This window comes from Streptomyces sp. NPDC007907 (genome assembly GCF_042959365.1).
GTDB lineage: Bacteria > Actinomycetota > Actinomycetes > Streptomycetales > Streptomycetaceae > Streptomyces > Streptomyces indiaensis.
On the sequence record NZ_JBIBKR010000007.1, the window covers coordinates 334,142 to 353,427 of the forward strand.

At 70.5% G+C, this 19,286-nt stretch carries 15 protein-coding genes; 1 reads left to right on the plus strand and 14 read right to left on the minus strand.

Annotated elements, in window-relative coordinates; translation table 11 throughout:
• Positions 1–88 precede the first annotated feature (88 nt).
• On the minus strand, positions 89–1,075 hold the full coding sequence (locus ACFZDI_RS28790) for a TraR/DksA C4-type zinc finger protein (protein ID WP_391254266.1): 987 nt from the start codon (positions 1,073–1,075) through the stop codon (positions 89–91).
• Positions 1,076–1,686: 611 nt separating this feature from the next.
• Between ACFZDI_RS28790 and ileS the strand changes: the two genes are divergently transcribed.
• Positions 1,687–4,830, plus strand: coding sequence for an isoleucine--tRNA ligase (ileS, locus tag ACFZDI_RS28795; protein ID WP_391254269.1), 3,144 nt, complete (start codon positions 1,687–1,689; stop codon positions 4,828–4,830).
• Between the two features lie 188 nt (positions 4,831–5,018).
• On the opposite strand, the gene ACFZDI_RS28800 is transcribed toward ileS, so the two are convergent.
• The 13 genes from ACFZDI_RS28800 to ACFZDI_RS28860 all read right to left on the minus strand — a co-directional run bounded on the left by ACFZDI_RS28800 (position 5,019) and on the right by ACFZDI_RS28860 (position 19,165).
• Complete coding sequence (locus ACFZDI_RS28800) at positions 5,019–6,140, minus strand: DivIVA domain-containing protein (RefSeq protein ID WP_234845033.1); 1,122 nt, start codon at positions 6,138–6,140, stop codon at positions 5,019–5,021.
• A gap of 56 nt (positions 6,141–6,196) precedes the next feature.
• Complete coding sequence (locus ACFZDI_RS28805) at positions 6,197–6,481, minus strand: YggT family protein (protein WP_030248691.1); 285 nt, start codon at positions 6,479–6,481, stop codon at positions 6,197–6,199.
• Positions 6,482–6,540: 59 nt separating this feature from the next.
• Complete coding sequence (locus ACFZDI_RS28810) at positions 6,541–7,182, minus strand: cell division protein SepF (RefSeq protein ID WP_234845032.1); 642 nt, start codon at positions 7,180–7,182, stop codon at positions 6,541–6,543.
• Between the two features lie 129 nt (positions 7,183–7,311).
• On the minus strand, positions 7,312–8,031 hold the full coding sequence (locus tag ACFZDI_RS28815) for a YggS family pyridoxal phosphate-dependent enzyme (protein ID WP_234845029.1): 720 nt from the start codon (positions 8,029–8,031) through the stop codon (positions 7,312–7,314).
• A 6-nt stretch (positions 8,032–8,037) separates the two neighbouring features.
• On the minus strand, positions 8,038–8,769 hold the full coding sequence (gene pgeF, locus ACFZDI_RS28820) for a peptidoglycan editing factor PgeF (RefSeq protein ID WP_391254272.1): 732 nt from the start codon (positions 8,767–8,769) through the stop codon (positions 8,038–8,040).
• A 10-nt stretch (positions 8,770–8,779) separates the two neighbouring features.
• The gene (gene ftsZ / locus ACFZDI_RS28825; RefSeq protein WP_031131993.1) at positions 8,780–9,973 is read right to left on the minus strand and encodes a cell division protein FtsZ; all 1,194 of its coding nucleotides are present in this window, start codon (positions 9,971–9,973) and stop codon (positions 8,780–8,782) included.
• Between the two features lie 288 nt (positions 9,974–10,261).
• Positions 10,262–11,056 carry an FtsQ-type POTRA domain-containing protein gene (locus ACFZDI_RS28830; RefSeq protein ID WP_391254274.1) on the minus strand — a complete coding sequence of 265 codons (795 nt, stop codon included), beginning with the start codon at positions 11,054–11,056 and terminating at the stop codon, positions 10,262–10,264.
• 25 nt (positions 11,057–11,081) lie between these two features.
• Positions 11,082–12,179, minus strand: coding sequence for an undecaprenyldiphospho-muramoylpentapeptide beta-N-acetylglucosaminyltransferase (gene murG / locus ACFZDI_RS28835; protein ID WP_385662160.1), 1,098 nt, complete (start codon positions 12,177–12,179; stop codon positions 11,082–11,084).
• A gap of 6 nt (positions 12,180–12,185) precedes the next feature.
• Positions 12,186–13,550: a putative lipid II flippase FtsW gene (gene ftsW / locus ACFZDI_RS28840; protein ID WP_234845024.1), complete on the minus strand. Its 1,365-nt coding sequence runs from the start codon at positions 13,548–13,550 to the stop codon at positions 12,186–12,188.
• A 135-nt stretch (positions 13,551–13,685) separates the two neighbouring features.
• Positions 13,686–15,128 (minus strand): UDP-N-acetylmuramoyl-L-alanine--D-glutamate ligase, encoded by a 1,443-nt coding sequence (gene murD / locus ACFZDI_RS28845; RefSeq protein WP_391254278.1) that lies wholly within the window; start codon positions 15,126–15,128, stop codon positions 13,686–13,688.
• Positions 15,110–16,201 carry a phospho-N-acetylmuramoyl-pentapeptide-transferase gene (gene mraY, locus ACFZDI_RS28850; protein ID WP_234845052.1) on the minus strand — a complete coding sequence of 364 codons (1,092 nt, stop codon included), beginning with the start codon at positions 16,199–16,201 and terminating at the stop codon, positions 15,110–15,112. The genes murD and mraY overlap by 19 nt, the downstream gene beginning before the upstream one ends.
• Complete coding sequence (gene murF / locus ACFZDI_RS28855) at positions 16,201–17,616, minus strand: UDP-N-acetylmuramoyl-tripeptide--D-alanyl-D-alanine ligase (protein ID WP_234845019.1); 1,416 nt, start codon at positions 17,614–17,616, stop codon at positions 16,201–16,203. The genes mraY and murF overlap by 1 nt, the downstream gene beginning before the upstream one ends.
• A gap of 28 nt (positions 17,617–17,644) precedes the next feature.
• Positions 17,645–19,165, minus strand: a complete 1,521-nt coding sequence (locus ACFZDI_RS28860; protein ID WP_234845018.1) for a UDP-N-acetylmuramoyl-L-alanyl-D-glutamate--2,6-diaminopimelate ligase — start codon at positions 19,163–19,165, stop codon at positions 17,645–17,647.
• Between the last annotated feature and the right edge of the window lie 121 nt (positions 19,166–19,286).

Below are 19,286 nucleotides of genomic sequence, written 5' to 3' on the forward strand. Positions count from 1 at the left end.
TGAGTCCCTCAACCTAGGTGCCTGACTGAGGACGAGGGTACGGCACGGCCTGCGCGTCCCACGTGTTCCGGAGGCATTCGGCGGCCGGTCAGTACCGGCGCTCCTGCTTCTGCTTGCACTCCACGCAGAGCGTGGCCCGGGGGAAGGCCTGCATGCGGGCCTTGCCGATGGGGTTGCCGCAGTTCTCGCACAGGCCGTAGGTGCCCGCGTGCAGGCGGCCCAGGGCCCGCTCGGTCTGGAGGAGCATCTCGCGCGCGTTGGCGGCCAAGGCCAGCTCGTGCTCGCGGGTGATGTTCTTGGTGCCGGTGTCCGCCTGGTCGTCGCCCGCGCCGTCCCCGGAGTCCCGCATCAGGCCCGCGAGGGACCGCTCCGACGACGTGATCTCCTCACGCAGCCGGGTCTCCTCGGAGGTCAGCTCGGACCGGGCCTCCTCGACCTCCTCCGCCGTCCAGGGGTCCTCACCGGGACGTACCGCGAGCTCGCCGGGCTCCGCCGCGGCGACCCGTGCCTTCGGAACGGCGGTCTTCGCCGCCGTGGCCGGGCCAGGAGTCTTCTTCGCACCCACCGTCGTCGCTCCCGTCTGCTGCGCGGCCTCGGCCGCACCCGCCTTCTTGGCCGTGCTGGTCGCGGCCGTGTCCTGTGTGCCCGCGCCGGTCCGGGCAGCGCCCTTCCCGGCCGCGCTCTTCGTGGTGGTGCTCCTGCCTCCGGCGCCCTTCCCAGCCGGGGCCCTCTTCGCAGCGGCCTTCTTCCCGGCCGTCTTCGTCGCTGCCGCCGTCTTCTTCCCCGCCACCGTCTTCTTCCCCGCCGCGGTTTTCTTCGCCGCGGTCTCCGTCGCTGCCGCGGTCTTCTTCGCCGCCGTCTTCTTCCCCGCCGCCCGCCCGGTGGGCTCCCGCTCCGCCGATGCCGTCGCCGTGGCCTTCCCGGCCGCCGCGGTTCCGGCCGGTGCCGCCTCGGCCGCATGCCCAGCCGAAGCCTGCGCGGACTTCTTCCCGTCCACGTCCTTCGCAGCGCCGCCGGAGGCCTTCGCGGACCTGCCGGACGCCGGCTGCTGTACGGCGGTCTTCTTCGCCACCATGGCCGCGGCCCCTTCACATATTGTGATCTTGCTCGCGCATCGTGCTGGGACGATAAATCGACTCGAGTCCCGCGGCAACGGGGCACACCGCCTGATTCGCCCGCCTCGCGCACGCCGCGCGGCGAACCTGCATCCGTTGTGCCCAGCTCCCCGCCCGGTAATCCGCCGAGCCGGACGTCCCAGGATCCGAACACCTATACCGTGCTATTCGGGTTATGAAACCCATATCACCCCCAAGCGGCCCCCACCCCCGACGGCCGCGAAATCCGGTCGGCCGCCGCCCGCGCGGCGCCGTACACTGGGCGGAGCGAAAAGCGTGGATGGGGACGAGTAGCGGCGTATGCAGCCCAGAGCGACCCGGGGACGGTGGAAGCCCGGGGGCGAGCGCGACGTGAAGATCACCCCGGAGCCGCCGGAAGAAAGCCGGAGCCAGTGAGCGACGGCCGGTAGACCCGGCATCGCGACCCCAATGAGGGGGCTCGCCGGCGCACACCCCGTGCCGGAGGGCCAAGGAGGGTGGTACCGCGGGAGCGCGCCGAAGGCGGCGCAGGCAGACGTAGCTCTCGTCCCTCCGGACGGAAGGCAGCAAGTCCGCCGGAGGAAGCCCGCTGATGACATCGCCGACGTACCGCCAGGTACCCGCCCAGGTCGACCTGCCCGCCCTCGAGCACGCCGTGCTCGACTTCTGGCGCGAGCAGAAGATCTTCGCCAAGAGCCTGGAGCAGTCCGAGGGCCGCCCCGAGTGGGTGTTCTACGAGGGCCCGCCCACCGCCAACGGCATGCCCGGCGCCCACCACATCGAGGCGCGCGTCTTCAAGGACGTCTTCCCCCGTTTCCGCACCATGCGCGGCTACCACGTCGCCCGCAAGGCCGGCTGGGACTGCCACGGCCTCCCGGTCGAGCTCGCCGTCGAGAAGGAGCTCGGCTTCTCCGGCAAGCAGGACATCGAGGCGTACGGCATCGCGGAGTTCAACGAGAAGTGCCGCGAGTCGGTGACCCGGCACACGGACGCCTTCGAGGCGCTCACGACCCGCATGGGCTACTGGACCGACCTCCAGGACCCGTACCGCACGATGGACCCCGAGTACATCGAGTCGGTCTGGTGGTCGCTGAAGGAGATCTTCGGCAAGGGCCTGCTGGTCCAGGACCACCGCGTCGCACCCTGGTGCCCCCGCTGCGGCACGGGCCTGTCCGACCACGAGCTGGCGCAGGGCTACGAGACGGTCGTCGACCCCTCGGTCTTCGTCCGCTTCCCGCTCACCTCCGGCCCGCTCGCCGGCGAGGCCGCGCTCCTGGTGTGGACGACGACCCCGTGGACCCTGGTGTCCAACACCGCCGTCGCCGCCCACCCCGAGGTCACCTACGTCGTCGCGACCAACGGCGAGGAGAAGCTCGTCGTCGCCGAGCCGCTCCTCGCCAAGGCCCTCGGCGAGGGCTGGGAGGCCACCGGGCAGACCTTCACGGGCGCCGAGATGGAGCGCTGGACGTACCAGCGCCCGTTCGAGCTGGTGGAATTCCCGGCCGAGGCCCACTTCGTCGTCAACGCCGAGTACGTCACCACCGAGGACGGCACCGGTCTGGTCCACCAGTCCCCCGCCTTCGGTGAGGACGACCTCAAGGTCTGCCGCTCCTACGGCCTGCCCGTCGTGAACCCGGTCCGCCCGGACGGCACCTTCGAGGAGGACGTCCCGCTCGTGGGCGGCGTCTTCTTCAAGAAGGCCGACGAGAAGCTCACCGAGGACCTCGACAGCCGCGGCCTGCTCTTCAAGCACATCCCGTACGAGCACAGCTACCCGCACTGCTGGCGCTGCCACACCGCGCTGCTCTACTACGCGCAGCCCTCCTGGTACATCCGCACCACGGCGCTCAAGGACCGCCTCCTCGCGGAGAACGAGGGCACCAACTGGTACCCGGAGACGGTCAAGCACGGCCGGTACGGCGACTGGCTGAACAACAACATCGACTGGGCGCTGTCCCGCAACCGCTACTGGGGCACCCCGCTGCCCATCTGGCGCTGCGAGGACGACCACCTCACCTGCGTCGGCTCCCTCGCGGAGCTGACCGAGCTGACCGGCACCGACCAGTCCGGCCTGGACCCGCACCGCCCGTTCATCGACGAGGTCACCTTCGCCTGCCCGCAGGGCGGTTGCGGGAAGACCGCCACGCGCGTGCCCGAGGTGATCGACGCCTGGTACGACTCGGGCTCGATGCCGTTCGCGCAGTGGGGCTACCCGTACAAGAACAAGGAGCTGTTCGAGGCCCGCTACCCGGCGCAGTTCATCTGCGAGGCCATCGACCAGACCCGCGGCTGGTTCTACACACTGATGGCCGTCGGCACCCTGGTCTTCGACAAGTCCTCGTACGAGAACGTGGTCTGTCTGGGGCACATCCTCGCCGAGGACGGCCGCAAGATGTCCAAGCACCTGGGCAACACCCTGGAGCCGATCCCGCTCATGGACCGGCACGGCGCCGACGCGGTCCGCTGGTTCATGGCGGCCGGCGGCTCCCCCTGGGCGGCCCGCCGCGTGGGCCACGGCACGATCCAGGAGGTCGTCCGCAAGACGCTCCTGACGTACTGGAACACGGTCGCCTTCCAGGCGCTCTACGCTCGTACGTCGAACTGGGCCCCGTCCGGGGCCGACCCTGCCCCGGCCGACCGCCCGGTCCTGGACCGCTGGCTGCTGTCGGAGCTGCACGCGCTCACCGACCAGGTCACCCAGGCGCTGGACGCCTACGACACCCAGCGCGCCGGCAAGCTGCTCTCCGCGTTCGTCGACGACCTGTCCAACTGGTACGTGCGCCGCTCCCGCCGTCGCTTCTGGCAGGGCGACAAGGCGGCCCTGCGCACCCTGCACGAGGTCGTCGAGACGGTCACGCAGTTGATGGCCCCGCTGACCCCGTTCATCACCGAGCGGGTCTGGCAGGACCTGATCGTCCCCGTCACCCCGGGCGCCCCCGAGTCGGTCCACCTGTCGTCCTGGCCGAAGGCGGACCTCGGTGCCATCGACCCGGAGCTGTCGAAGCAGATGGTGCTGGTGCGCCGCCTGGTGGAGCTGGGCCGTGCCACGCGCGCGGAGTCGGGCGTCAAGACGCGTCAGCCGCTGTCCCGCGCGCTGATCGCGGCGACCGGTTTCGGCGCCCTGGACTCCGAACTGCGCACGCAGATCACGGAGGAGCTGAACGTCGAGTCCCTGGCGACGCTCAGCGAGGTCGGCGGCAGCCTGGTCGACACCACGGCGAAGGCCAACTTCCGCGCGCTGGGCAAGCGGTTCGGCAAGCGGGTGCAGGACGTGGCCAAGGCCGTGGCGAACGCGGACGCGGCCGCCCTGTCCCTGGCCCTGCGCGAGGGCACGGCGTCGGTGGAGGTCGACGGCGAGACCGTCACGCTGGCCCCCGACGAGGTCATCATCACGGAGACCCCCCGCGAGGGCTGGTCGGTGGCCTCCGACGCGGGCGCCACGGTCGCCCTGGACCTGGAGATCACCGAGGAGCTGCGCCGGGCGGGCCTGGCCCGTGACGCGATCCGCCTGATCCAGGAGGCCCGCAAGAACAGCGGTCTCGACGTCGCCGACCGCATCGCGCTGCGCTGGACGGCCACGGACCGGGCGACGGTCGAGGCCCTGACCGACCACGCCGGCCTGATCGCCGACGAGGTGCTCGGCAGCGACTTCGCCCAGGGCGAGGCGGACGACACCTACGGCGAGCCCTTCACCGACGAGGGCCTGTCCCTGACGTTCCGCCTGCGCAAGGTGTAACCGAGGGCCGGACAGTCCGAAGGCCCGGTCCCGCCAAAGATCTTGGCGGGACCGGGCCTTCGGCGTTGCGTACGCACGAACACACGTGGCACGGCACACAGCGCGAAAGGGCGAGGCCCCGGGTTCCCACCCGGGGCCTCGCCCTGAACGCTGCCGACGTCTATGCCGTACTACTGGCCATCAGGCCGTCAGTTGTCATCCTCGTCGATCAGGAAGCCCCGCATCGGCGAGGGCGCCTGACCCATCGGGGACGGGCCCTGCGGCCGCACCGGAGCCATCGGCTGGGTCATCGCCGGCGACATCTGCTGCTGACCGCCGTAGGACGGACCGGACGGCGACGGGGCGCCGCCCATCGTCTGGTTGCCACCGCCGTAGGACGGGGCGCTCGCGCCGGCCGGGGCCATGGAAGGCGCCGGGGACGGCGGGAGGGACGCGGTCGCCGGGGTGCGCGGCGGGGCCAGCGAGTCGTCGGCCTGGGTCTCCAGCTGGCGCAGCTGCGACTCCAGGTACGACTTCAGGCGCGTGCGGTACTCGCGCTCGAAGCCGCGCAGGTCCTCGACCTTGCGCTCCAGCGTGGCGCGGGCGGACTCCAGGGAGCCCATCGCGACGCGGTGCTTCTCCTGCGCGTCCCGCTCCAGGGCGTCGGCCTTGGCACGGGCGTCACGCTCCAGACCCTCGGCACGCGAACGCGCCTCGCCGACGATCTTGTTGGCCTCGGAACGGGCCTCCGCGATCGCCTGGTCGGCGGTCTGCTGGGCCAGCGAGAGGACACGGGCGGCGCTGTCGCCACCGGGGCCTCCCTGACCGGGGCCGCCCATCGGACCGCCCATCGGGCCGGGGCCGCCCATGGGGCCGCCCATCTGCTGCTGCATCGGGGGCTGGCCCATCGGACCCGGACCCTGACCCATCGGGCCGGGACCCTGGGGTCCACCCTGACCGCCGGGACCGGCGGGCAGCTGCGGGGCACCGCTCGGCAGCTGGGGCGGACCACCCATGGGGCCACCCATCTGCTGCTGCGGCGGGCCCGATATGCCGGCGGGGACAGGACCGCCGGGACCGCGCATGCCCTGCTGCTGTTGCTGCTGATCCTGCTGCGGCTCCGGAGGCTTGCGCATGTTCTGCTGGTTCTGCGCAGCAGCGCGCGTGGCCGCGGCCAGTTTGGCGCGCAGGTCCTCGTTCTCCCGGAGCAGGCGGGTCAGTTCGGCTTCGACCTCGTCGAGGAAGGCATCGACCTCGTCCTCGTCATAGCCTTCTCGGAGGCGGACGGTCGTGAACTGCTTGTTCCGCACGTCCTCGGGGGTCAACGGCATCTCTTCACCTCAACGTAGTCGTCGGCATTCGGCAAGACGGTAGGTCACATCGCTCATCACAGCCGGCTCACGATCGAGATCAGGATGTAGACGATGATCATCAGTACGAAGAAGGACAGGTCTAGCGCCACGCCCCCGAGACGCAGCGGCGGAATGACCCGCCGCAGAAGCTTGAGCGGTGGATCGGTGACAGTGTAGGTGGCCTCCAGAACGACCACCATCGCCTTGCCGGGTTGCCATGAGCGGGCGAACTGGAAGACATAGTCCATGACCAGTCGGAAGATGAGCACGATGAGGAAGCACATCAGCGCGATGTAGACGACATCCAAAACCACGCTCATGACCTCTTGCGTCCCTCTCCCCTGTGCCCTGCTCGGTACTGCTGTTCCGGTGGTGCGTCTCAGCTCTGGTTGAAGAACCCGCCCTCTGCGATGCGGGCCTTGTCCTCCGCCGTGACATCGACGTTAGCAGGCGACAACAGGAACACCTTCTGCGTCACCCGCTCGATACTGCCGTGAAGACCAAACACCAAACCGGCCGCAAAGTCGACAAGTCGCTTCGCATCTGTGTCGTCCATCTCAGTCAGATTCATGATCACCGGGGTGCCTTCACGGAAGTGTTCCCCGATGGTACGGGCCTCGTTGTAGGTCCGCGGGTGAAGCGTGGTGATCCGGTAAGGCTCTCGTTCGGACACGACCTTGGGCATGATCACCGGTGCGTTCTTCTCCAAATTTGCGCGTTCTTGTGTGATGGATGCCACGGGCGCGATGCGCGCCGGGCGGCTGGATTCCGCGGGGAGCGAAGCGGAGCGGGGGGCCGGTTCGCGAGGCACGGAGGGTTGTACGACTCGTACCTCTTCGTCCCTTTGGGGCTGATGTGAGACGTGCGGCTGGTGGGACGGCTCGTGCCGTCGGTGGTCCCGCTCGGGCTCCGGGTCCAGTTCGGGTTCGAAGTCGTCGTCGGGGTCGAATCCGCGGCCGTCGTACCCATCGTCCTCCACGAGGCCGAGGTAGACCGCCATCTTGCGCATCGCGCCGGCCATGCTCTGAGTCCTCCGCTCTGTGGTGGATCGGCTGACGACTGCCAAGTGCCCGCGATCCACGTGGTCCTTGAATCCGCCTATCGGCGGCAATGACCATATTTTCTGCTGTGGTCCGACTTCTTGGCGACGTTACCCGAGCCTGGGGCGGACTCCGAGTACCGCGCTGCCGACGCGCACATGTGTCGCTCCGGCCGTCACGGCCTGTTCGAGGTCCGTACTCATCCCTGCCGAGACCATGGTGGCAGCCCCGTGAGTCCGGCGCAGGTCGGTCGACAAAACCATCACCCGCTCGAAGGCGGCCAATTCGCGTCCCGCGTACTCGCCGGTGAGCGGCGCGACGGTCATCAGTCCGTCGAGCCGCAGTCCCGGCGCCCCGGCCACGAGGTCGGCCAGCTCCGCGATTCCGTCGGGCGCGACGCCGCCGCGCTCACCACGGGCGCTCTCACCAGCGTCGAGCGCGACCTGGAGGAGGCATCCCAGTTCGCGTCCGGCCCGGACCGCCTCCTTCGACAAAGCTGTGACGAGCTTGGAACGATCGACGGACTGCACGAAATCCGCGTAACCGACCACCGAACGCACCTTGTTGGTCTGGAGTTGACCCACGAAGTGCCAGGTGAGGGGCAAATCCGAGCAGGCCTCGGCCTTGGGGGCCGCGTCCTGGTCGCGGTTCTCGGCGACGTGCCTGACGCCGAGTTCCGCGAGGATCCGCACGTCGCTCGCGGGGTAGGTCTTGGTGACCACGATCAGGGTCACCTCGTCGCGTGCCCGCCCCGCGGCCGCGCACGCATCGGCGATACGCCGTTCCACTTTCGCCAGGTTCGCGGCGAGTTCGTCCTTACGGTCCGTCATGTCCTGTCAGTCCAGCCACACATAACCCGCGAGCCGACCGGTGATGCGGTCGCGGCGGTACGAGAAGTGATCGCGCGACTCCAGCGTGCACACCGGCGACTGCTGCCGGTCGCGCACCCCGAGCCGTTCCAGCTGGGCGTGCACTCCGGCGCTCACGTCGACCGCCGGTGTGCCCCAGCTCGTCTCGGCGTACGCCGCCGGCTCGACGGCGGACACCTCGGCGCGCATCGCCTCGGGCACTTCGTAGCACCGGCCGCAGACAGTGGGCCCGGTGCGGGCGACGATCCGGGAGGGCTCGGCGCCCAGTTCCGCCATCGCGCGCACCGCGGCCGGGACGACCCCGGCGATCATGCCGGGCCGGCCCGCGTGGGCCGCGGCGGCGATGCCGGCGACGGGGTCGGCGAGCAGCACCGGTACGCAGTCGGCGGTGAGCACGGCGAGGGCGAGCCCCCGGCGCGTGGTGACGATGGCGTCGACCGACGGGACCGGGGCCGACGATCCCCACGGCCCGTCCACCACCGCCACGTCCGCCCCGTGCACCTGGTTCATCCAGACGACCCGGTCCGTTTCGAGACCGAGGGACTTGGCGGCCAGGTCCCGGTTGGTGCGCACGGCCTCGGGATCGTCGCCGACCGCTCCGCCGAGGTTGAGCTCCTCATACGGAGCGGCGCTCACCCCGCCCCACCGGTCGGTGAAGCCGAAGTGCGCGCCGCTCGCGCTTTCGCGCTGTCCTATCACGATTGAAGGATCACTTGAGGAAGTCCGGTACGTCCAGTTCCTCGGCCGCACTGTCCGAGTAGGTGCGCGGCGCCGGCGGGACCGGCGGGGCGACCGGGATGTCCTTGACCGGCTCCGGAGCGGGCTCCGGGTCCTCCTTCGGGGTCACGCTGCCGAGCGAACCGAAGGACGGGCGGCTCTCGGTCTGCCGGACCGGGGCCGGCTCCTCGCGCTTGGCCGAGGACGAGCCGAGGACGTTGTCCCGCTTGGCGGGCGGCTGGCCGCCGTCGAAGCCGGCCGCGATCACGGTGACCCGTACCTCGTCGCCGAGGGCGTCGTCGATCACCGCGCCGAAGATGATGTTGGCCTCGGGGTGGGCGGCCTCGCTGACCAGCTGGGCGGCCTCGTTGATCTCGAACAGGCCGAGGTCGGAGCCGCCGGAGATGGAGAGCAGGACACCGCGGGCGCCGTCGATGGACGCCTCGAGGAGCGGCGAGGAGATCGCCATCTCGGCGGCGGCCACCGCGCGGTCGTCGCCGCGGGCGGAGCCGATGCCCATCAGGGCCGAGCCGGCCTCGGACATGACCGACTTGACGTCGGCGAAGTCGAGGTTGATGAGGCCCGGGGTGGTGATGAGGTCGGTGATGCCCTGGACACCCGAGAGCAGGACCTGGTCGGCCGACTTGAAGGCGTCGAGCACCGAGACCTGGCGGTCCGAGATGGACAGCAGCCGGTCGTTCGGGATGACGATGAGGGTGTCGACCTCTTCGCGGAGTTCGGCGATGCCGTCCTCGGCCTGGTTCGCGCGGCGCCGCCCCTCGAAGGTGAACGGGCGCGTGACCACACCGATGGTGAGGGCGCCGAGCGAGCGCGCGATGTTGGCCACGACGGGCGCGCCGCCGGTGCCGGTGCCGCCGCCTTCTCCGGCTGTCACGAAGACCATGTCGGCCCCCTTGAGGACCTCCTCGATCTCCTCGCGGTGGTCCTCGGCGGCCTTGCGGCCGACGGCCGGGTTGGCTCCGGCGCCGAGTCCGCGGGTGAGTTCCCGGCCGACGTCGAGCTTGACGTCGGCGTCGCTCATCAACAGGGCTTGCGCGTCGGTGTTGATGGCGATGAACTCGACGCCCTTGAGACCGACCTCGATCATCCGGTTGATGGCATTGACACCACCGCCGCCGACACCGATGACTTTGATGACTGCGAGGTAGTTCTGCGGTGCTGCCACGTCGAAGGCCTCTCGCCTCGAGTTACGTGTCGCCGAATCACCGTGACGCTCTGCGCCCCGCGACCCGACGACTGATGCCGAATGGGACGGTCCGTATCGCCGACCCGAACCCTAACCCTGAAGTTTAGGGTTACCAGTGTGTCCGTTCCTTGGAGTCTTCTGAACAGGACACTAAGTCGACAAGTGGCGCACGTTCAACGAACACGCCGAACCTCCCGTTTTTCTTTTCACCCTATGTGATCAGCCGTAGCGCTGCCCAACCAGGGTGCTGGCCTGCGCTGATGTGCGTCAACTCCCCGATGACGCCGGGGCGGTGGGCACACTCACGTCGAAGTACCCCGCATCGGGCGTTGCTTTCATCAGGGCGGTGAGAGTACGGGCCTTCGCGGCGCCCTTCTCACTGCTCCCCCAGGCGACCGTACGGCCGCCCCTCAACTCCAGCGAGATGTCGTCAAAGGAACGGACCTCGACGGTGCGTGTCTCGCGGGCGACGGCGGCCGGAACCTTTCGGGCGACGCCGACGGCCTCGCGCACCAGCCGGGCCTCGCCGAAGCGGCGCAGGCTCGCGGCGGCGGAGCCGGACCGGGAGAGCGTCAATTCCAGCGCGGGGACGCCTTTCGGGGCCTTGGAAACCGTGGCGAAGCGGACACCGTCATCGTCCACTTCGACGAACTTTCCGCCCTTTTGGACAATCAGAACCGGAGTCCGCTCAACCACTTTCAGGTCGATTCCGTGGGGCCAGGAACGGACCACGTCAACCGCGTCAATTCGGGGCAATTTCCGGCGCAGCCGTGCCTCGATCGCATCGGTGTCGACGGAAATCAGCGGCTCCCCGAGCGGAACGTCGGCCGCCGCCTCGACCTGAGCCGGTGTCAGGACCCGGGTGCCGGAGACCGAGACCTGCTCGGCACGCAGCCAGCCGGAGCCGTAGAACAGCCAGACCGTCGGGATGCCGAGGAAGACCAGGGCGAGGCCCAGGAGGACGAGTGCGCGCAGCCGGGCGCGCCGCGACCGCAGACGGGGCGGCGGGCCGGACGACTCCTGCTGGCGTTCACCGCGTTCGGCGGTGGTCGATCCGGCCACGCTCCCTGCCTTCCGTCATACAGTCCTATCGGTGTGCACGACTGGCGGCGATCGCCTCGTACACCATGCCGACGAGCAGGTCGTCGGCGTCCCGGCGGCCGAACTCGGCGGCGGCGCGGGACATCTGGTACAGCCGGTGCGGGTCGGCGAGCACGGGCAGGACGTTGTGCTGGACCCACTCGGGCGTCAGTTCCGCGTCGTCCACCAGCAGTCCGCCGCCGGCCTTGACCACCGGCTGGGCGTTGAGCCGCTGTTCGCCGTTGCCGATGGGCAGCGGGACATAGGCGGCCGGGAGCCCGACGGCGGAGAGTTCGGCGACGGTCATCGCGCCCGCACGGCAGAGCATCATGTCGGCCGCGGCGTACGCGAGGTCCATCCGGTCCAGGTAACTTACCGGCACATAGGGGGGCATTCCCGGCATCTGGTGGACCTGCGGCAGTTCGTTCTTCGGGCCGACCGCGTGCAGGATCTGGATTCCCGCCTGCTGAAGCCAGGGCGCGACCTGCTGGACGACCTCGTTCAGGCGCCGGGCGCCCTGGGAGCCGCCGGTGACCAGCAACGTGGGCAGGTTCGGGTCGAGGCCGAACGCGGCCCGGGCCTCGGGGCGTACGGCGGCCCGGTCCAGGGTCGCGATGGAGCGGCGCAGTGGGATGCCGATGTAGCGGGCGCCCCGCAGCTTGCTGTCGGGCGTGGAGACGGCGACCTGGCTGGCGTACCGCGAGCCGATCTTGTTGGCCAGGCCCGGGCGGGCGTTGGCCTCGTGGATCACGATCGGCACGCCAAGGCGCTTGGCCGCCAGGTAGCCGGGCAGGGCGACGTAGCCGCCGAAGCCGACCACGGCGTCCGCCTTGGTGCGCTCCAGGATCTGCTCGGTCGCCTTGATGGTGCCGCGCAGCCGGCCCGGGACGGTGATCAGCTCGGGGGTGGGCTTGCGCGGCAGCGGAACGGCGGGGATCAGCGCGAGTTCGTACCCGCGCTCGGGTACGAGCCGGGTCTCGAGGCCGCGCTCCGTGCCCAGGGCCGTGATGCCCACGCTCGGGTCCTGCCTGCGCAGGGCGTCCGCGAGGGCGAGCGCGGGCTCGATGTGGCCCGCGGTTCCTCCGCCGGCGAGTACGACATGCACCGAAATTCACCGCTCTCCGGACGAGCGTGCCGCCGAGGCACGCCGTCGCATCGTGTTCCATCTCCGGGGACTCCGGCCGGAACCGGCGCCCCCCGCCCCCCGCTTTCTACCAAAGCGGGGTTGCCGCATCGCAAGCGCCATCCGCGCAGCGGGGTCCTGACGCGCGAAGGCGATCAGCAGCCCGATGGCGAACATGGTCGGCAGCAGGGCGGATCCCCCGTAGGAGAACAGCGGGAGGGGGACGCCGGCGATCGGCAGCAGACCGAGCACCGCACCGATGTTGATCACGGCCTGGGCCGTGATCCAGGTGGTCACGCCTCCCGCGGCATACCTGACGAAGGGGTCCTCCGTGCGTCCGGCCACGCGGATACCCGCATAGCCTAGAGCCGCGAAGAGGGCGAGTACCGACAGCGTCCCCGCCAGGCCCAGTTCCTCACCGGTGACGGCGAAGATGAAGTCGGTGTGGGCTTCGGGGAGTTGGCCCCATTTCTCCACACTCGCACCCAGCCCGGAACCGAAGATTCCGCCCGAGGCGAGGGCGTAGATCCCGTGCACGGCCTGCCAGCAGTCGACGGGCCCCGACTGGGGTTCGGTGGCGCCCAGGCACTGCAGGCGGGCCATGCGGTTGGGGCTGGTCTTGATGAGGATCAGGCCGAGCACGGCGGCGATCGACAGCACCCCGGCGAACAGCCGGGTGGGCGCCCCGGCCAGCCAGAGCAGGCCGAACAGGATGGCCGTGAGGATGATCGCGGTGCCCATGTCGCCGCCGATCATGATCAGGCCGAGCAGCATGAAGGCGGCCGGGACCAGCGGCACCAGCATGTGCTTCCACTGGTTCAGCAGCTTCCTGTCCTGCTTGCGGGCCAGCAGGTCGGCGCCCCACAGCACCAGGGCGAGCTTGCCGAACTCGCTGGGCTGGATCTGGAAGGAGCCGCCCAGGGAGATCCAGTTCTGGTTGCCGTTGACCGAGACCCCTATCCCCGGGACCTGCACGAGGGCCATGAGGAAGACGGCGGCGGCGAGGATGGGGTAGGCGAGCGCCCGGTGCAGTCGCACCGGCATCCGCGAGGCCGCGAAGAGCAGTCCGGTGCCGATGCCCGCCGCGAGCAACTGCTTGCGGAAGAAGTACGAACCCGGCAGCGACATCTGCAGCGCGGTGATCTGGGAGGCCGAGTAGACCATCACCAGGCCCAGCACGGTGATCAGCAGACTGCCGCCGAGGATCAGGTAGTAGGCGGTCAGCGGCCGGTCCCAGCCCTTGCGTGCGCGGCTGTAGAGGCCGAGGACGCCGTCAGCACGTGCGGGCCGGGGCGCGGCGGGGCGCCTGGGGGCGCGTGGGGTCGGCGGCCGTCCGGTGCGGCTGGTGGGCATCGGCGCTCACCCTGCCGTGCCGGAGGGGGACGTCGCGCGGTGCGCGCCCCCAGGCCGCTCGGGCACCAGCCACATCCCTGTCACGCGTCCCTCCCAGGTACGCCCGGCACCGCCGCCGGGCGAGGCGGACCCGGGTCAGCCGTCGGCGGAGCCGAGTTCACGGACGGCGTCCGCGAAGGCGTCCCCGCGCTTGTTGTAATTGGCGAACATGTCCATCGAGGCACAGGCCGGAGCCAGCAGCACCGTGTCACCCGGCTGAGCGAGTTTCCGCGCCTCCTGGACCGCCGCGCGCATCGCCCCAGTGTCGGTCCGGTCGAGGTCGACGACCGGTACCTGCGGGGCGTGTCGCGCCAGGGCTTCCCAAATGAGGGCGCGGTCCGCGCCGATCAGCACGGCGCCCCGCAGCCGCTTCGCCGACTTGGCGACCAGTTCGTCGAAGGTCGCACCCTTCGCGAGGCCGCCCGCGATCCACACGATCGGGTCGTAGGCCGCCAACGAGGCTTCCGCCGCATGCGTGTTGGTGGCCTTGGAGTCGTCGACGTACGCGACGCCGTCCACGTCCGCGACGTGGGCGATGCGGTGCGCGTCCGGGGTGAAGGCCCGCAGGCCGTCCCGTACGGCCCTGGCGGGCACGCCGTAGGCGCGGGCGAGGGCCGCAGCCGCGAGGGCGTTGGCGATGTTGTGCGGGGCCGGCGGGTTGACGTCGGCGACCTCGGCGAGTTCCTGGGCGTTCTTGTGCCGGTTCTCGACGAAGGCGCGGTCGACCAGGATGCCCTCGACGACGCCGAGTTGGGAGGGCCCGGGCGTGCCCAGCGTGAAGCCGATGGCCCGGCAGCCCTCCTCGACGTCGGCCTCGCGGACCAGGTCCTCGGTGGCCTTGTCGGCCACGTTGTAGACACAGGCGACGCGGTTGCCCTCGTAGATGCGGCCCTTGTCGGCGGCGTACGCCTTCATGGAGCCGTGCCAGTCGAGGTGGTCCGGGGCGAGGTTGAGCACCGCGGCCGAGTGGGCGCGCAGGGAGGGCGCCCAGTGCAGCTGGTAGCTGGACAGCTCCACGGCGAGCACGTCGTACTGTTCCTCGCCGAGCACCGCGTCCAGCAGGGAGACGCCGATGTTGCCGACGGCGGCCGTGCGCAGGCCCGCCGCCTTCAGGATCGACGCCAGCATCTGGACGGTGGTGGTCTTGCCGTTGGTGCCGGTGACGGCGAGCCAGTCGGCGGCGTCGGGGCCGCGCAGGCGCCAGGCCAGTTCGACGTCGCCCCAGACCGGGACGCCCGCCCGCTCCGCCGCCGCGAACAGCGGCTTGTCCGGCTGCCAGCCGGGCGCGGTGACGATCAGCTCGGTGCCCTCCGGCAGCGTCTCGCCGTCACCGAGACGCACGGAGACGCCAAGCGCCTCCAGGTCGGCCGCCTGCGCCCGCGCACGCTCGTCGGCACCGTCGTTGACGACCGTGACGATCGCGCCCAGGCCGTGCAGCACCTTGGCGGCCGGGACGCCCGAGACGCCGAGTCCCGCCACGGTGACGTGCGTGCCCTGGAAGTCGAAGGGCTCCGAGGTGGTCACTTGTCCGCTGCCCATCCTGCGTAGAAGAGGCCGAGTCCGACGATGACACAAATGCCCTGGATGATCCAGAAGCGGACCACGACGAGCACTTCGGACCAGCCCTTGAGTTCGAAGTGGTGCTGGAGCGGTGCCATCCGGAAGACGCGCTTCCCGGTGAGGCGGAACGAGCCGACCTGGATCACCACGGACATGGTGATCAGGACGAAGAGGCCGCCGAGGATGGCCATCAGCAGTTCGGTGCGCGAGCAGATCGCGAGGCCGGCGAGCACACCGCCGAGGGCGAGCGAACCGGTGTCGCCCATGAAGATCTTGGCCGGCGAGGTGTTCCACCACAGGAAGCCGAGGCAGGCGCCCATCAGCGCGGAGGCGACCACCGCGAGGTCGAGGGGGTCGCGCACCTCGTAGCAGGCGCCCGGGTTGGTCAGTGTCTGCGCGTTGGCGCAGGACTCCTGGAACTGCCAGACACCGATGAAGGTGTAGGCGCCGAAGACGAGCACCGAGGCGCCGGTGGCCAGACCGTCCAGACCGTCGGTCAGGTTCACGCCGTTCGACATGGCGAGGATCATGAACAGCGCCCAGACCACGAACAGCACGGGGCCGATCGTCCAGCCGAAGTCCGTGATGAACGACAGCTTGGTGGAGGCCGGGGTGTTGCCGCGGTTGTCCGCGAACTGCAGCGACAGCACCGCGAAGCTGACGCCGACGATCAGCTGGCCGGCCATCTTCGCCTTGGCGCGCAGGCCGAGGGAACGCCGTTTGACGATCTTGATGTAGTCGTCGAGGAAGCCGACCAGGCCCATGCCGACCATCAGGCCGAGCACCAGCAGGCCCGAGAAAGTCGGGGCCGCGTCGACGTCCGGGTCCAGATAGCCCGTGATCACCTTGGCCAGGAAGTACGCGGCGACCGTGGCCAGGATGAAGGCGATACCGCCCATGGTCGGCGTACCGCGCTTGCTGGCGTGCTCGCGCGGGCCGTCGTCGCGGATGTACTGGCCGTAGCCCTTGCGGGCGAGCAGCTTGATCAGCAGCGGGGTGCCGACCAGGGTCAGGAAGAGGCCAATGACTCCTGCGAACAGGATCTGCTTCATCATCGGGCGGAAACCTCACCCTCGGCACCGGTCTCGATGAGCGCCTGCGCCACGCTCTCCAGGCCGACCGAACGGGACGCCTTCACGAGCACGACGTCCCCCGGGCGCAGCTCGCTGCGCAACAGGTCGACCGCCGCCTGTGCGTCGGACACGTGCACCGACTCCTCACCCCACGAACCCTCGTTATATGCGCCCAGTTGCAGCCAGGCGGCTTCCCTGCCACCGACCGCGACGAGCTTGCTGACGTTGAGCCGGACGGCGAGCCGTCCGACCGCGTCGTGCTCGGCGAGAGCCTCGTCCCCGAGCTCGGCCATCTTGCCGAGCACCGCCCACGTGCGACGCCCCTTTCCGATGGCCACGAGCGCGCGCAGCGCGGCCTTCATCGACTCGGGGTTCGCGTTGTAGGCGTCGTTGACGACCGTCACGCCGTCCGGGCGCTCGGTGACCTCCATCCGCCAGCGGGAGAGGGAGCCCGCCTCGGAGAGCGCGACGGCGATCTCGTCAGCGGACATGCCCAACTCGTGGGCGACGGCGGCCGCGGCGAGCGCGTTCGACACGTGGTGCTCACCGTACAGGCGCATGGTCACATCGCTTGCACCGGAGGGTGTGTGAAGCCTGAACGAGGGCTGTCCGGTGTCCGTGAGTCGCACGTTCTCGGCGCGAACGTCCGCTTCGCCGGACTCTCCGAAAAAGAGCACCTTCGCCTTCGTACGGGAGGCCATGGCCCGTACGTAGGGGTCGTCCGCGTTGAGGATCGCGGTGCCGCCGTCGGCCTCGGACGGCAGGGCCTCGACGAGTTCGCCCTTGGCCTGGGCGATCTGCTCGCGGCCGCCGAACTCGCCGATGTGGGCGCTGCCGACGTTGAGGACGAGACCGACCTTCGGGGGCGTCAGGCCGGTGAGGTAGCGGATGTGCCCGATGCCGCGGGCGCCCATCTCCAGGACGAGGAACCGCGTCTCCTCGGTGGCGCTGAGCGCGGTCAGCGGCAGCCCGATCTCGTTGTTGAGCGAGCCGGGCGTGAACACCGTCGGTGCCTTGCGCTGCAGCACCTGCGCGATGAGGTCCTTGGTGCTGGTCTTGCCCGCCGAGCCGGTGAGGGCGACGAGCGTGGCGCCGAGGCGGGCCACGACGTGCCGGGCGAGGGCGCCGAGGGCGGTCTGGACGTCGTCCACGACGATCGCGGGGACGCCGACGGGCCGGGTGCCGAGCACGGCCACCGCTCCGGCCTCGACGACCCCGGCCGCGAAGTCGTGGCCGTCCACGCGTTCGCCGGCGAAGGCCACGAACAGACTGCCCGGCCCCGCCTCTCGGGAGTCCCGGACCACCGGGCCGGTGACCTGGACGGACGGATCCGGTATGTCGTGCGTCTGCCCGCCGACGACTTCTGCGATCTCGGCGAGGGAGAGGGCGATCACAAGTTCATCCCCTGGGTCTTCTGGATTTTCATCCCTGGGTCTTCCGGATGGCTTCGCGCAGCACCTGGCGGTCGTCGAAGGGACGGACCACACCGGCGATGTCCTGGCCCTGCTCGTGGCCCTTGCCCGCGACCAGCACGGTGTCGCCGGGCTCGGCACGGGCGACGGCGGCGGCGATCGCGGCGGCCCGGTCCTCGAAGACCTGCACCTCGCCGCGCTCGTGCGCGGGCACGGACGCCGCGCCCCGGAGCATCGTGGCGAGGATCGCGAGGGGGTCCTCACCGCGGGGGTTGTCGGAGGTCAGCACGGCGGTGTCGGCCAGCCGCGCCGCGGCGGCGCCCATGGGCTCGCGCTTGGTCCGGTCCCGGTCGCCGCCGCAGCCGAGGACGATGTGCAGCCTGCCCTCGGTGACCTTGCGCAGGGCGCGCAGCACGGACTCGACCGCGTCCGTCTTGTGGGCGTAGTCGACGACCGCGAGGTAGGGCTGCCCGGCGTCCACGCGCTCCAGGCGGCCCGGCACGCCCGGCACGGCGGCGACGCCGTCGGCGGCGGCCTGCGGGTCGAGCCCGGCGACGGCGAGGGCGACGATCGCGGCGAGGGTGTTGGCCACGTTGAACGGGCCGGGCAGCGGCGACTTGGCGGCGATCCGCTCACCCTTGGGGCCGATGACGGTGAACGTCGAGTCCAGCCGGCCGACCCGGACGTCCTCGGCGCGCCAGTCGGCGTCGGGGTGGCCCTCGGCGGAGTAGGTGACGACCGGGACGGTGGCCTCCTTGGCCAGCCTGCGCCCGTACTCGTCGTCGACGTTGACCACGCCGAGTTTGCCCCGTTTCGGGGTGAAGAGCTGCGCCTTCGCCTGGAAGTAGTCCTCCATGCCGGAGTGGAACTCCATGTGCTCCGGGCTGAGGTTGGTGAAGACGCCGATGTCGAAGACGCAGCCGTCGACCCGGCCGAGGACCAGGGCGTGGCTGGAGACCTCCATGGCGACCGCGTCCACACCGCGTTCGCGCATGACGGCGAAAAGGGCCTGGAGGTCGGTGGCTTCGGGGGTGGTGCGCTCGGACTTGATGCGCTCGTCGCCGATGCGCATCTCGACCGTGCCGATCAGGCCGGTGGACCGCACCGTCCTCAGGCCGCCCTCGACGAGGTAGGCGGTGGTGGTCTTGCCGGAGGTGCCGGTGATGCCGATCTGGAGCAGGTCACGGCCGGGGTGGCCGTAGATCGTGGCGGCCAGCTCGCCCATCTGCGCGCGCGGGTCGTCGACGACCAGGACCGGCAGCCCGGACGCGGCGGCGCGCTCGGCGCCGGTCGGGTCGGTCAGCACGGCGGCGGCACCGAGACCCGCGGCCTGGTTGACGAAGTCGGCACCGTGCAGCCGGGCCCCCGGGAGGGCGGCGTACAGGTCGCCGGGGCGTACGGCGCGCGAGTCATGGGTGATGCCCGTGACCTCGGCGGCGCTCTCCGGCAGGGAAGCGCCCAGCTGATCGGCGAGTTCCGCGAGGGGTGTGGCGGAGACGTGCACCGGCCTGGGCGGCCCGGGGTATGTCACGGGATGGCCCTTCTGGGTGATTTGGGACTGATCAGCGTGTGGCACGGCGGTGAGCGTACCGGGCGCACCCGCCTCCGGGCGAAGCGAGGGGCGGGTGCTGCTCTGGTTGCCGGGCTCGGGG